Raw genomic sequence first — 13,049 nt, forward strand, 5'->3', positions numbered from 1 at the left:
CTATATTCCTCTGTCGCATCCAGGGACATACTTCCTCTACTTATTTACATCTATAATACTAATAAATAAAATAAAACTCGAAAAGGAAAAGTAATGGACTTATATATCTGCTCAACAGTCCGACACCTGTTATTTAGCCTGTATAAGTCACAGAGTTCAGACAGCAATAAATTATCGAAAATAATTTTCTTCTATGATTATCAAGATGTTGATCCAAAATCCATAGATACTAGTGTATTACCTAAAAACATAGAGCTAGTGTTGGTGAGTAGAAAATTATTAGTTAAGCATATTAAAAAAAACGGTTTTTTAGGTAAGTACATTTTATTCTGTTCACTTCGCGGATTATCCATAAATAACAACATAAAGAATTCGTTAACATCGTTAATAAAAGAATACGATAACAATTTGGACTTTTCCTGCACAATAAAAAAACTTTACCTTTATAATGAAAACAATAAAATGTCTAGATTATTCAGATTATTGTCAAGTTCATACTCTATGATTGAAGATGGTATGGGGAATTATGTTGAGCATAAAGTAAGCTCTAAACCAAAGCAACTACTACGTTACCTATCAAACAGAGACCCTAAGTATTATGTATTTGGTGAGATGAAGCAATGTGATGATATCTATGCGATACATCCAGAAAAACTACCTAAATCCGTATTACATAAGGGAAAAAAATTAGTACTATCCAAAAACAAAACATATACTTCAAATATTCAGCGCTGCTTTAGATTTAACAAATCTTATAGCTTAGATAAAAAGACACTCATCATCGCCACGCAGCCAACATTCAATATATTGAAGGGAAAGCTTATTGATAACGGTTTCTTTCATGAAATTTATGATTTGATAATATCGAAAAGTAGAAGTGAAGGATTTGAACCAGTTTTAAAATTACATCCGAAAGAAAATGAATCAGATTATTTATCTTTTAAAGAAAAGGGTGTAACTTTCTTATCGAATAAACAGCCTTTAGAGCTTTATTTACTCTCTAGCACAGACACTGTTAACATAATATCTATTAACTCTTCAGCAGGTATTGGTATGGAAGAGTATTGTAATATATATAAATTAATTCCTGATAGTGAAGTTTCTAACTTTGTAGATATCATAAGTAAATTAGAAATAAACAAAGATAGCCTTCGAGAGATAATCTCTATCCAGCTATCTCAAATGACATAATATTTTATTCAAATAATTCAAAAGCTAAAGGGGTTCCTGCTTCTATATTGGATAACGCTTTTTTTCCTATAACGTCTTCGTAGTATCTTGGCGCTAAACCAAACCCAGGTCGGATACTACGAACATTTTCAGGCGTCAATAACTCACCTTTCGCTATGTCTTTTACTACATATAAAGAGCGACGGAACTTAACATTACCTTTTTCAGCTTCTGTTCTTTCGTAGTTCACTTGCCCCATCGCTTGCCAAGCCGTTTTCGTGTCTTTACATAATGCAGCTAATTCATGAGGCTCAAGAGAAAAGCTATCATCTGCACCGCCCCCGTTACGATCCATTGTGACATGTTTTTCAATCAAACATGCGCCTAGAGTAACCGAAGCAACGGCGGTAGCATTGTCGATAGTGTGATCAGAAAGGCCAGATAAAACGTCAAACCGCTCTGCGATATCGGCAATCGTCTTTAAGTTATATTGTTCTGCAGGGGCTGGATAACCGCTTACACAATGCAATACAACCAATTCCTTACACCCATTATCTCGCGCTGTTTTTATTGCTTCTGCAATCTCTTCCTCGTTGGCCATTCCGGTTGAAATAATCATCGGCTTACCCGTTTGAGCAACACGCTTAATCAGAGGTAAATCAACCACTTCGAAAGATGCTATTTTGTATGCGGGAGCGTCTAGCTCCTCTAATAAATCTACAGCGGTAAAATCAAATGGTGAACTAAATATCGTAATACCTAACTCTTTTGCTTTTTCAAACAAAGGCTTATGCCATTCCCAAGGCATATGCGCTTCTTTATACAACTCATACAGAGTTTGGCCATCCCATAAACCACCATGAATTTGAAACTCTTCCGAGTCACTATCCATAGTGATAGTTTCATGGGTATAGGTTTGAAGTTTAATCGCATCAGCACCTGCTTTTTTTGCTTCTTCCATAATCTGAAAAGCTCGGTTTATATCACCATTATGGTTAGCAGAAAGCTCAGCAATAATATATGGAGGACAATTAGGACCAATTTCTCGATTATCGATGTATATGTTTTTATTCATTTTCTTCGTATACTCTCAATTTATCTTTCATAAGGTTTCTAATATCTTTCCACTCATGTGAAAAGATACCCAAATGTACTACATCGTGATATTCAGTCCCATTGAAGAAAGCATCTCGATGAGTACCTTCAACTTTAAAGCCAAATTTGGAGTGTAATTTCACTACTGGTTGATTGAAGCCTAAAACCTCACAGCGTAATTTGTGCAAACCTAATTCAGTAAATGCGTGCTCTAGGGCCCGATATTCCATCAAAGATCCGGTACCTCTTACCGCGTTGGGCGACGCATAGAATGCCCAAGAAGCGATTCCAGGAATTCGATTTATATCAGTAAATCCAACAACCCCAGCTGGCTCTCCATTTAACTCTGCTAGAAAATATTCTTTTGAACTATCCTTGCACATGCTAGAAAACCATGACTTGTGCTCATCCATAGTGATTTCATGAGAGGTGTACATATTTTTTCTAACATCTGGAGAGTTTCTCCAAGCAAGAATTTCTTCTAAATCACTTTCTTCAATTGGCCTAAATTTAATCACTCTTTGTTTCACGACAAAAGCTCTCCATTGTTTGAACGACCTTATTCGCACCGAAGCCATCAACTTCAAAATCACTAAAAGGTTTGATGTCATCCCACCTTTCACATAAACGCGCTAGCTCAAGTGCATAAGTATCGGTACTCGTCGTTATACCTTCACCTAAGTATTCAACAAACCCTAAATCTGACAAGTAATTTGACAGTATTACTTGATTCTCCGCTACGGAAACTATCGAGGCTGGAACTCTGAGACAAAAACGCTCCCAGTTACTTACTCCTGAGGCGCCAATTGCATATTTGCTATTACTTAAAGATAAATCAAAACTCTCTAAATTTTTGTATATAGAAACATTGCTCTTTTGATTAAGCTTTATCAAAGCATCAAAACGAGGGTTGATTCTCCCCGTGATCAAAATAGTATTAAACGGGAGCCTCTTAAACTCATTTGCTGCAAGAATAAACTTCTCGCACTCATTTGTAGGATCTGTTCCACCAAAAAAGACTAAGAGTTGATTGGATATTGAATCTCGGGGCGAATCCCGCAATGTTGAAAAGCTCTCTCTTAAAAGAGCATATTCAGGACCAAGGAGCTTGGTAGCAGAACAATCCGAATATCTTTTTGAAATGTTCGGCCATAGGTTTTGGTCGAGAATAATATCACTACAGTGTTCACGGTTAAGGTCATCAATCGATAAAATAGCGCATGACAGCTTACCTATAATGATACTTTCCCATTCATGGTCCAGCGCATAGTGATCCACAATCACCCACTCGGAAGAATCAACTTTAGATAGAAAGTCATTTGCATCTTCTTCAACGCTACGTTGAAGCCAAGCTTTATAATCAGCGCTATGGGAGGGAGTCATTTGTAGACAAGAGGGAGTCAGCTCTAATACGTCAAAGCCTCTATCACGGATATATGTAATCATGTCCCCAGGCTGAGGCAGACAAGCAAAGCATACAGAAAAACCTTTGCTTTTTAATATATCAGCAAGCACCAAACAGCGCATGACGTGGCCACTACCGATAAATAGTGACGCATCCACTCGGAAGGTAACCTTCATTATTTATCCTAACCTCAATGCTGAAAAAAGAGATTCAGCCAGTTCCCAGTCTTCTTGGGTATCAATATCTTGAACGCGTTTTCTCGGCAAGAGCACGGCCTTAGAGTGGCTGGAAAACACCGATAGTTTATTCAGGAAAGCATCTTTACGACCCCAATAAAACTGGCCAGCATCGTGATACGCTTCTTCCAAGTCTTGTGATCTTACCTGTTCGTTCTCAGGCGAAAACATCGAAACATAGCCTTGCTCATCAAGCTTAATTGCACGCTGAATCGGAAAAGGAAACGATGTGGCACCAAATGTAAATTGCACACTATTTCCTCTAAGTAGCTCGTAGCCTTTCTGAAGATCTTCAGGTAAAACAAACGGAGCAGTGGCGTACAAACAACAAACATCACCAATATCCCAGCCATTATTAGCGCACCAAGTTATTGCATGGTGTATCACATCCATAGTGGTAGCGTAGTCATCGGAGATATTTGAAGGCCGTAAAAATGGCACTTCAGCACCATACTTTATCGCTACCTCGGCTATCTCAGCATCATCAGTAGAGACAATAACCTTATCAAAACAATCCGAAGCAAGTGCAGCCTCGATTGAGTAAGCGATCATAGGTTTGCCATGAAAGTGCTTTATATTTTTACGAGGAATACGCTTGCTGCCACCACGTGCAGGAATAATAGCAACGTTCATTATTTACCTGTCAAAATTTCAGTTACTACACGAACAACGGTATTTTGCTGTTCTTCCGTCATACCATGGAACATTGGCAGTGAGATGGCTTCTTGATAGTAGCGTTCTGACTCAGGGAATTCCCCTTCAGTAAAGCCCATAGCTTGGTAATATGGCTGAGTATGCACAGGAATGTAATGCAAATTAACACCGATACCATTTTCACGCAGGGCGTCAAACACTTGTTTATGAGTTAATGATATCTCATCCAACTTCAAACGAATTACGAATAAATGCAAACCTGAGTATGTATTTTCAAGTTGATAAGGAAGTACCAAGGGTAATTCAGATAACATTTGATTATAACGCTTAGACAACACATGGCGCGCCGCAACAAATTCATCAAGACGTTGCATTTGCGTGACACCCAACGCCGCTTGAAGTTCTGTCATGCGGTAGTTGAAACCTAAATCAACCTGTTGGTAATACCAGCCACCATGAGAAGCTTCCGTCATCATTTCAGGATCTCGTGTAATACCATGACTGCGCAAGAGAGCCATTTTATCCGCTAGCTCTTTCTGGTTCGTTAATGCAGCACCACCTTCAGCCGTTGTGACAATTTTTACAGGGTGAAAACTGAACACTGTAATATCAGAATACTTACAATTACCGATTGGTTGTTCATGATATTGACCACCAATAGCATGAGAAGCATCTTCAATGACTTTAAAGCCATATTCTTTGGCTAGCTTAGCAATGGATTCCATATCACAAGGCTGACCACATAAGTGAACAGGAACTACGACTTTAGGTAGAGTTCCTATAGCTTTAGCAGTAATTAGCTTTTGCTCTAGCTTTTTAGGGCACATGTTATAAGTTGCTGAATCAATATCAACAAAGTCCACTTTAGCTCCGCAATAAAGACCACAGTTTGCAGACGCAACAAAAGTAACAGGCGTTGTCCACAACCAGTCACCTTCCCCCAAACCTAAAGCCAAACAAGCGATATGCAGAGCCGAGGTTGCACTATTCACTGCTAACGCATACTGAGCACCAGTATGTTCTGTTAACGCTTTTTCAAACGCAGGAACTTGTGGCCCCTGAGTTAGAAAATCAGATTTAAGGACATCAACTACACTATCAATGTCTTGCTGACTGATATCTTGCTTGCCGTATGGAATCACTGTTCTACTCACACTGTAAATTTAGGATCAACATGTTCTTTGATTAGGTCACGTAGACCTTCAATCGTTTCCCACTCAGTATTGGTGCCTGAGTTGTATTTAAAACCAAAAGGCACTTTCTCAGCCTTATGGTGATTCATGTACTCATCTTCTGTGTATGTAAAAGAGACAGAAGGAAGGATCGCGTAATAACGACCTAAATCAATCGTATTGAGAGAATCAGTATCAGTGATCATTTCTTCATGAAGTTTTTCTCCTGGGCGAATGCCAACAACCTTCGTTGCCATGCCCGGCGCAATAGCTTCAGCGATGTCTAGAATTTTGTACGAAGGGATCTTAGGAATAAAGATCTCACCACCCAAATGGTTTTCAAGTGCATACATGACCATATTCACGCCATCTTGAAGAGAAATATTAAAACGCGTCATCTCTTCATGTGTAATTGGCAGTACACCTTCTTCTTTTTTCTGCATAAAGAATGGAATAACTGAACCACGAGAGCCCATAACATTGCCGTAACGTACGACACTGAAACGAATGTCTTTTGAGCCTTTAATATTGTTCGCAGCGGCAAATAGCTTATCCGATGCAAGTTTCGTAGCACCATATAAGTTAATTGGTGCACATGCCTTATCGGTCGAGAGAGCAACGACATCTTTCACACCACACGCAAGAGCTGCACTAATCACATTCTCTGCGCCATCAATATTGGTGCGAATACATTCAGTCGGGTTGTACTCAGCAGTGTCTACTTGTTTGATCGCAGCGGCGTGGATAATGACATCAACATCTTCACACGCTTGAATCATACGATTACGATCACGCACATCGCCAATAAAGAAGCGCAGTTGAGGGAAATCCTTAGCTGGGTATTGTTGCTTGATTTCAAACTGTTTTAGTTCATCACGAGAAAAAATGATGATTTTCTTTACATCTTGGTAACGTTCTAAAATCGTTTTAATGAACTGTTTACCAAATGAACCTGTGCCACCTGTAATTAATACTGTTTTGTTATTTAGCATATTCAACTACTCTATTATGTCTTTTATATTCTTAGTCTGTAGACTCAGAATTTTAAATTCAAATTAATTTCTAACTACCTGGCTAGTAGTTTCTCAAAAAACTCCAAATGCTTCTTCACTGTCACTCGTGAACTAAAGCTTTCATCTAGGCGCTTCTTAGCCGCTTCACTCATTGTTGTGCACTTTGCCTTATCTTGTGCGAGCTTGTCCATAGCCTCCCCTAACGCCTTGGCGTCACCAGTCGGGACAATATAACCAGTCTCGCCATCTACAACGAGTTCAGGAGCGCCACCGGTAGTTGTCACTACTGAGGTTGTGCCATTTGCCATCGCTTCGACAATCGTGCGTGGTAGCCCTTCTCCGCTAATCGATGGCTGAACTTGAAAATCAGCCATACACATGAGTGAAGGGATGTCAGTACGATGACCAATGTAGTGAATGCGCTCACTCATAGGACTTGCTTTCATCTCATCAAAATGAGGCTCGTAGCCGCTGCCCGCTAAGATCAAATGGAAGTTCGGTGCAGTAATGTATTTGGTCGCCTCAAGTAAGATAGAGATGCCCTTACTTGGCCTTACGTGCGCTGCAGTAATCGCGACGACATCATCTTCATTCAAACCAAATTCAGAACGCTCGGTTGGTGGTACTTTATACCAATCCAATTCATGCCCTTTGTATATGGTAACAACGTTATCTTTGTTCTTCCAAACACGCTTCACCACATCTTGTCGAACCGCTTCAGAAACACAAACTATGCCATCTACACGAGGATGTAGCTGTGTTAGATAAGCACTTGGGTCATGTCGATATAAACCTCCAGTAGTGCCTCGATAAACGACTAATTTAACCTTAAAGCCAATACAGGCAAACGCCGCATTAGGTATCGTTTTTGAGTTGAAAGCATAGCAGATGTCGTAATCATGCGTTTTCAGCTCGTGGCGAATCTTTTTAATGGTGTCAAAACAAACTTTACGCTTTGGGTAACCATCAACGACTCGAATACCGCACTCTTCTAGCTTTGATACATGCTCAGACTCACCTTGGGTCATGATAGTGACTTGGTGACCTTGACGCGCAAGTTCTATAAAAATCGCAGCTTCTGGACGCAAACTATTCCATGCATGTAAGTAAGATGCACAAACTAAAATCTTCATCTCTCGGTTCCTATTTGGCTTGGTCGTTTGAGCGGTCATCTGAGCGGTTTTCAAGAATCCACAAACCGACGTATTTATTGAAATTCACTTGAGCGTAAGTCATCGCCATAATGAAGCCGACACTGCCATCCATAAAGCCACGGCGAATGATATACACAAGGAAGAACGTCCATATTGCACGTAATAAAGCTAAAAATAAGCCGTGTGATTTCTTACCTTTGCGATGGTACTTTTGCGATCCAAGCCAAGCGTACTGCGCTGCTTTGTCTAAACCATGACCATAATCGCGATGGGTGTAATGAAGAAGAAACCCCTTCAGTACTCCTGTAGAGCCTTGCTCAGGAACGACGGTCTCGTGAACCTCGTCTAACGTATATCGAGAGCCTTCTCTCTTAAACAGTCTTAATACTGCACGAGCACTGCGGCCATGTTTTAGAGTCGTGCCATAAAGAGTCACTCCCCAAGGCAATTTGTACGCAGTGTGTTTGATTTGATCTTGTTTTAATAGTTCAACAAGAGCGTCGCTCATCTCTTTATCGAGAGCTTCGTCAGCATCAATTGATAGCACCCAATCACATGTCGCTTTATCTAGCGCTCGCTGTTTTTGCTTACCAAAGCCAGGCCAATCTGTGATTGTCACGTTATCTGTATATTTTTGGCATATTTCAACGGTTGCATCTGTTGAGCCACTGTCTAAAACAATCAGTTCATCGGCAATATCAACAACAGATTTAAGGCAAGTTTCAATTCGGTCTTCTTCATTCTTGGTAATAACAATGACAGACAGGGTATGTTTTCTCATTATTCAGCCCTAGAATTTCCAATAGTTTAATGATTTACGGATTTTAAAGTTACGAATCCAATTTTTTGGCTTGTTATCTTGCCAGCCGCTTTCTAGCACATCAGTAATAGCACTCAGAACTCTCGCTGAGGATTGCCCATCTAAATATGGTGTTATTGACGGGCCGTAATGAGCGATAGCGTTATCTCTTTCTTCATCAGGTAGCATTGCTTGCTTAATTGCTGACTCTAATTGCTCGGCTTGAGTAATGTTAATAAAGCTTGCTTGAGGGTCTCGATTATTTACCGTGACAACAGGCTTATTGAGCAACAAGAATTCCTGAAATATCGATGAGTTGTCACACACCATAACATCAGCACGATGTTGCATTTCAATCACTCGGTCATTATCGAAAAAGAGAAGGTTATCCCCTTCCAGTGCTTGATATTTCGCTCTCGTCTCTTGATTCATTTTCGGATGAAGAGTCACTAACCATTGCCACTGACTCAGTTGACTGAGGCGCTTAAGCTCTTCATAAACCAACTCTGCACACGATAAGCTTGGCGAAAAAGTGGAAGCGAACAGAATTTGAGGTCTCTCATGACGGTTCTCACTAGCTTGATAATTAAACAAGCTATCGAGCTTCAGCCACCCGGTCTCTTTAACTTGAAAATAGCCGCGCTGCTTAGCTAGCGGCTCAAGCGAGCTTGTTCTTTCATGGCCTTCGGTGCAATACAAATCAAATAGACCACGTTCAGGGTATAAGTTCCCACGTTTGCTCTCGTTCAAACCATGAAATACTTGTACCTTCAACCCTGGAATAAACGCTGGAACACGATCACCGGGCACTAGAACGGCAGAAGGATTAAAGGCAATAGCTTCTGTCAAAGAGACGCTCTGCTCTTGATCCAGTAAAAGATGTTCAGAAGCGTCTTCACCAACAAGCAACCACTTAACCTCATGGCCGAGTTGCTTCGCGTAATCATAGAATGGGCGAAGAATAGCAAATGAATAATTTTGCTCGACGTAGAGCAAGAAACGATAGGTTTGATCGGTTTGCATAAGCGATGAGATAAAATTCACCATGTCCGTTTGAAAGCGCAACTAAGCATTTAATTATAACGCTCTTTACTTTCGAGATTGAAGAAAATACTCTTCTGAATATTGATTTTACCTTCTGGTGTCACTGTTCTTATGCTTATACGACTTATCTATACTCTCATATTGTCATTAGCTTCTCCGCTACTGCTGTATGGGCTTTATAAGAGCAAACCTGGAAAGCCAAGTTTTGGTCAGCGTTGGAAAGAACATTTCGGGATCACACCGCAAACTCAAGGTAAGAATCCTATCTGGATTCACGCAGTATCGGTTGGTGAATCGATTGCCGCCGTACCGATCATCAAGCAACTGAAGCGACGCAATCCAAACCAAGCCATTATCGTTACCACGACAACCAGCACGGGTGCAGAGCAGATAGAAAAACTCGGTGATTTAGTCGAGCATCGCTACATGCCGATTGATTTTTCTTGGTGTATTCGAGGTTTTTTGAAGACTGTTCAGCCTAAACAGATGTTAATCATGGAAACCGAGTTATGGCCAAACACACTGCACTGCGTCGCGAAAGCTGGAATCCCCATTTCGGTACTCAACGCTCGCCTATCTGAACGCTCGTGCCAGCGTTATGCTAAATTCCAAGCCGTTTTTGATCTCTTAGCCAAAAATCTCTCTCAAGTACTTTGCCAATACCCAAGTGATGCTGAGCGTTTTATACGATTAGGGTTAGATAAAGCATCTGTGCATGTGACTGGGTCGATCAAGTTTGATATTGAAGTTTCAGCTGAACAAGTATCAAAAGGCAAAGCGTTACGTGAACAAATTGGCTTTGAACGCTGTGTGTGGATAGCAGCCAGCACTCATCAAGGCGAAGATGAAATTGTCTTAGACGCTCATAAACAGCTCCTTAAAGACAATCCGAATACCTTGCTGATGATTGTGCCTCGTCACCCAGAGAGATTTAACCAAGTGTCTGAGCTAGCTCAAGAGCACGGCTTCAAGACTATCACTCGAACGAGTCAGCAACCAATCACCTCTAATGTTGAAGTTTATATTGCGGATACGATGGGAGAAATGTTGGTATTACTCGGCGGATCTGATGTGTGCTTTATGGGAGGAAGCCTTGTGGGCGGTAAGGTGGGTGGCCACAATCTTCTAGAGCCTGCGGCACTGCAGTTACCTTTACTCAATGGCCCTAGCTATTTTAACTTCAGCGAGATCACAGACAAACTGCTTGAAGCTCAAGCCGTCACTATTTGTCAAAATAGCCAAGATATCGCTGGCCAACTCCAACAACTGTTCAAACAATCAGAACTGCGTAAAACTAAAGGCTTAGCGGCTTATCAAGTGGTTGAACAGAATCGAGGGGCGTTGGATAAAACCTTGGTATACATTCTTAATTAATGACCATTCTTAGCTAGTCACCACTCTTAACTAACAGCAACTAACCTTGGTAGCCTTGCAATAACGGTTCCCAATCCTGCTCTTGCCATTGAATCTGGCGCTTGTTCACTTCTTTTAAGAACGAGCGCTTTAAGCGATTCAAGTTGTCTTCTTTCCAGTCATCACCCGCTTGATGACCACACTTATCAAAGTCAATGATCCACACGTTTTGCGAGTCATCAAGCAAGATATTATGAATGTTGAGATCGGTATGATTAACCCCAGCATCGTGCATCTTGCGTACCTCTTGCCCAATTCGACGACAAATATCCGCATCTATCGGGCTATTGACCAAGACATCAACCAGATCTTTGGCATTGGGAATTCGTTCAGACATTAAGTCCGCTCGATAAAGTAGTCCGCTTTTAATGGCTCTAGCAGCAATGGGCTTCGGTACATTCACACCTGCGTTTGCCAATGCCTTGAGAACATTAAGCTCCATCGCACAGCGCGTGTTTTCCCAATCAGAGAAGCGATATTGGTCTTCGACGAGCTTCCCAAACAATCCGCCACGGCGATAATGGCGCAATGCGGCCTGTATTCCATCAAGCTGAATGAACCATGTGGTACCGCGTCCTTGAGCACTGCCTGAAATGGCGTCTTGTTGCTGCCAATATTCAGCCTCAAAAATCTGAGCGATATCGCCCTCTGGTACCTGAGCCAAAAGTTCAGGGTCGTACCAAATTGTTTGGTTCTTGGTGCTAATCGTTTCCATCTATGAGGCCTTTGGGTCGCTTTTCGTCATTGCTATTTTACAACTAATGCGAGTATCTGCATAATTCTGATGTTATTCACTTTTTTCGGGCACTTTATGTCACTGTTCTCAACTGCACCTCAATCTCTTTGCATACTTCGCCTCTCCGCGATTGGCGATGTTTGTCATGCTATTTCTGTGGTTCAAGCCATCCAGAAGCAGTGGCCTGAAACGAAAATCACTTGGATAACGGGCAAAATAGAAGCCATGCTGATCGGTGATCTACCCGGTATTGAGGTGATTGTTTTCGATAAGAAACAAGGCTTCAAAGGAATGCGTGAATTATGGCGTCAGCTATCTGATCGTAAATTTGATGCACTTCTGCATATGCAAGCCGCACTCAGAGCCAGCGTGCTATCTTGGGGGATAAAGGCGAAGTGCAAAGTGGGATTTGGCAAAAACCGTACTCGTGAAATGCAGTCACTCTTTACCAACCACCATCTACCTATTTCAGATAAGTTTCATGTGTTGGATAACTTTGCCGAATTTGCTCGCTACATTGGTGTCCCCTTCGATAAGCCTCAATGGGATATCCCTTTAACACCTGAAGATGAACAACTCGCAATTAGCACCATGGCAGACAAGCCGACCTTGGTTATCTCCCCAGCGGCAAGCAAAGATTCACGCAATTGGTTAACTGAGCGATATGCAGCTATTGCTGATTATGCTGTCGAACAAGGCATGCAAGTGGTGTTATGTGGTTCTCCGGCACCAAGAGAAGTTAACCTTGGTAGCGACATCGAAAAATTATGCCAGTCGCCAGTAACCAACTTGATTGGCAAAACGAACTTGAAGCAACTGACTGCCGTACTGAAACATGCAACGGTGGTATTGGCACCTGATACTGGCCCAGCCCACTTGGCAACTACGCAGTCAACGCCTGTAATCGGCTTGTACGCGCACAGCGACCCTCGTAGAACAGGACCTTACAACGATCTCGATATCGTAGTGAGTGTTTATCAACAGCACGTAGAAGCACAACAAGGTAAACCAGTCGCAGACCTTCCATGGGGAACCCGTGCTAAAGGCGATGATCTGATGAAAGACATCACACTCGATATGGTAAAGCAGCAACTCGATAAGGCCTTAAACTCTAGTAAAGCACTGAATTCGAACACTACATTAAGCAAGGACAGCTAA

Annotated in this window: 13 protein-coding genes; 3 read left to right on the forward strand and 10 right to left on the reverse strand. The window is 41.5% G+C overall.

Going from position 1 to position 13,049, the window contains the following annotated elements; genetic code table 11:
• Positions 1–93 precede the first annotated feature (93 nt).
• Complete coding sequence (locus tag L8S15_RS15235; protein WP_016789199.1) at positions 94–1,191, forward strand: hypothetical protein; 1,098 nt, start codon at positions 94–96, stop codon at positions 1,189–1,191.
• A gap of 4 nt (positions 1,192–1,195) precedes the next feature.
• Here the strand turns inward: L8S15_RS15235 and pseI are convergent, their stop codons facing one another.
• From pseI to L8S15_RS15280, 9 genes are all read right to left on the reverse strand, one after another.
• Complete coding sequence (gene pseI, locus L8S15_RS15240) at positions 1,196–2,245, reverse strand: pseudaminic acid synthase (protein ID WP_016789200.1); 1,050 nt, start codon at positions 2,243–2,245, stop codon at positions 1,196–1,198.
• Complete coding sequence (pseH, locus tag L8S15_RS15245) at positions 2,238–2,795, reverse strand: UDP-4-amino-4,6-dideoxy-N-acetyl-beta-L-altrosamine N-acetyltransferase (protein WP_016789201.1); 558 nt, start codon at positions 2,793–2,795, stop codon at positions 2,238–2,240. The genes pseI and pseH overlap by 8 nt, the downstream gene beginning before the upstream one ends.
• Complete coding sequence (pseG, locus tag L8S15_RS15250; protein WP_016789202.1) at positions 2,776–3,846, reverse strand: UDP-2,4-diacetamido-2,4,6-trideoxy-beta-L-altropyranose hydrolase; 1,071 nt, start codon at positions 3,844–3,846, stop codon at positions 2,776–2,778. The genes pseH and pseG overlap by 20 nt, the downstream gene beginning before the upstream one ends.
• 3 nt (positions 3,847–3,849) lie before the next feature.
• A complete protein-coding gene (gene pseF / locus L8S15_RS15255) occupies positions 3,850–4,539 on the reverse strand; it encodes a pseudaminic acid cytidylyltransferase (RefSeq protein ID WP_016789203.1) in 690 nt (229 codons plus the stop codon).
• On the reverse strand, positions 4,539–5,714 hold the full coding sequence (pseC, locus tag L8S15_RS15260) for a UDP-4-amino-4,6-dideoxy-N-acetyl-beta-L-altrosamine transaminase (protein WP_046209418.1): 1,176 nt from the start codon (positions 5,712–5,714) through the stop codon (positions 4,539–4,541). Before pseC ends, pseF begins: the two co-directional genes overlap by 1 nt.
• Positions 5,711–6,724, reverse strand: a complete 1,014-nt coding sequence (gene pseB / locus L8S15_RS15265; RefSeq protein WP_016768944.1) for a UDP-N-acetylglucosamine 4,6-dehydratase (inverting) — start codon at positions 6,722–6,724, stop codon at positions 5,711–5,713. Before pseB ends, pseC begins: the two co-directional genes overlap by 4 nt.
• 74 nt (positions 6,725–6,798) lie before the next feature.
• Positions 6,799–7,878: a glycosyltransferase family 4 protein gene (locus L8S15_RS15270; protein ID WP_016790738.1), complete on the reverse strand. Its 1,080-nt coding sequence runs from the start codon at positions 7,876–7,878 to the stop codon at positions 6,799–6,801.
• Positions 7,879–7,888: 10 nt separating this feature from the next.
• Positions 7,889–8,680 (reverse strand): glycosyltransferase family 2 protein, encoded by a 792-nt coding sequence (locus L8S15_RS15275; protein ID WP_010433802.1) that lies wholly within the window; start codon positions 8,678–8,680, stop codon positions 7,889–7,891.
• A gap of 9 nt (positions 8,681–8,689) precedes the next feature.
• On the reverse strand, positions 8,690–9,721 hold the full coding sequence (locus L8S15_RS15280; protein ID WP_010433799.1) for a CDP-glycerol--glycerophosphate glycerophosphotransferase: 1,032 nt from the start codon (positions 9,719–9,721) through the stop codon (positions 8,690–8,692).
• A gap of 132 nt (positions 9,722–9,853) precedes the next feature.
• On the opposite strand from L8S15_RS15280, the gene waaA reads away from it, so the two are divergent.
• Positions 9,854–11,116, forward strand: a complete 1,263-nt coding sequence (gene waaA / locus L8S15_RS15285; RefSeq protein WP_016792883.1) for a lipid IV(A) 3-deoxy-D-manno-octulosonic acid transferase — start codon at positions 9,854–9,856, stop codon at positions 11,114–11,116.
• Positions 11,117–11,156: 40 nt separating this feature from the next.
• Here the strand turns inward: waaA and L8S15_RS15290 are convergent, their stop codons facing one another.
• Positions 11,157–11,870 (reverse strand): 3-deoxy-D-manno-octulosonic acid kinase, encoded by a 714-nt coding sequence (locus L8S15_RS15290; protein WP_280573987.1) that lies wholly within the window; start codon positions 11,868–11,870, stop codon positions 11,157–11,159.
• Positions 11,871–11,966: 96 nt separating this feature from the next.
• On the opposite strand from L8S15_RS15290, the gene L8S15_RS15295 reads away from it, so the two are divergent.
• Entirely contained in the window at positions 11,967–13,049 is a 1,083-nt protein-coding gene (locus tag L8S15_RS15295) for a glycosyltransferase family 9 protein (protein ID WP_016768948.1), read from the forward strand.

The organism is Vibrio sp. S/42/10, assembly GCF_029890535.1.
GTDB lineage: Bacteria > Pseudomonadota > Gammaproteobacteria > Enterobacterales > Vibrionaceae > Vibrio > Vibrio cyclitrophicus.

What these genes read in the sequence shown, in the direction of transcription:
- L8S15_RS15235 (WP_016789199.1), top strand. Translation starts at nt 94, where the DNA reads ATGGACTTATATATCTGCTCAACAGTCCGACACCTGTTATTTAGCCTG.
- pseI (WP_016789200.1), bottom strand. Translation starts at nt 2,245, where the DNA reads ATGAATAAAAACATATACATCGATAATCGAGAAATTGGTCCTAATTGT.
- pseG (WP_016789202.1), bottom strand. Translation starts at nt 3,846, where the DNA reads ATGAAGGTTACCTTCCGAGTGGATGCGTCACTATTTATCGGTAGTGGC.
- pseF (WP_016789203.1), bottom strand. Translation starts at nt 4,539, where the DNA reads ATGAACGTTGCTATTATTCCTGCACGTGGTGGCAGCAAGCGTATTCCT.
- pseB (WP_016768944.1), bottom strand. Translation starts at nt 6,724, where the DNA reads ATGCTAAATAACAAAACAGTATTAATTACAGGTGGCACAGGTTCATTT.
- L8S15_RS15270 (WP_016790738.1), bottom strand. Translation starts at nt 7,878, where the DNA reads ATGAAGATTTTAGTTTGTGCATCTTACTTACATGCATGGAATAGTTTG.
- L8S15_RS15275 (WP_010433802.1), bottom strand. Translation starts at nt 8,680, where the DNA reads ATGAGAAAACATACCCTGTCTGTCATTGTTATTACCAAGAATGAAGAA.
- L8S15_RS15280 (WP_010433799.1), bottom strand. Translation starts at nt 9,721, where the DNA reads ATGCAAACCGATCAAACCTATCGTTTCTTGCTCTACGTCGAGCAAAAT.
- waaA (WP_016792883.1), top strand. Translation starts at nt 9,854, where the DNA reads ATGCTTATACGACTTATCTATACTCTCATATTGTCATTAGCTTCTCCG.
- L8S15_RS15290 (WP_280573987.1), bottom strand. Translation starts at nt 11,870, where the DNA reads ATGGAAACGATTAGCACCAAGAACCAAACAATTTGGTACGACCCTGAA.
- L8S15_RS15295 (WP_016768948.1), top strand. Translation starts at nt 11,967, where the DNA reads ATGTCACTGTTCTCAACTGCACCTCAATCTCTTTGCATACTTCGCCTC.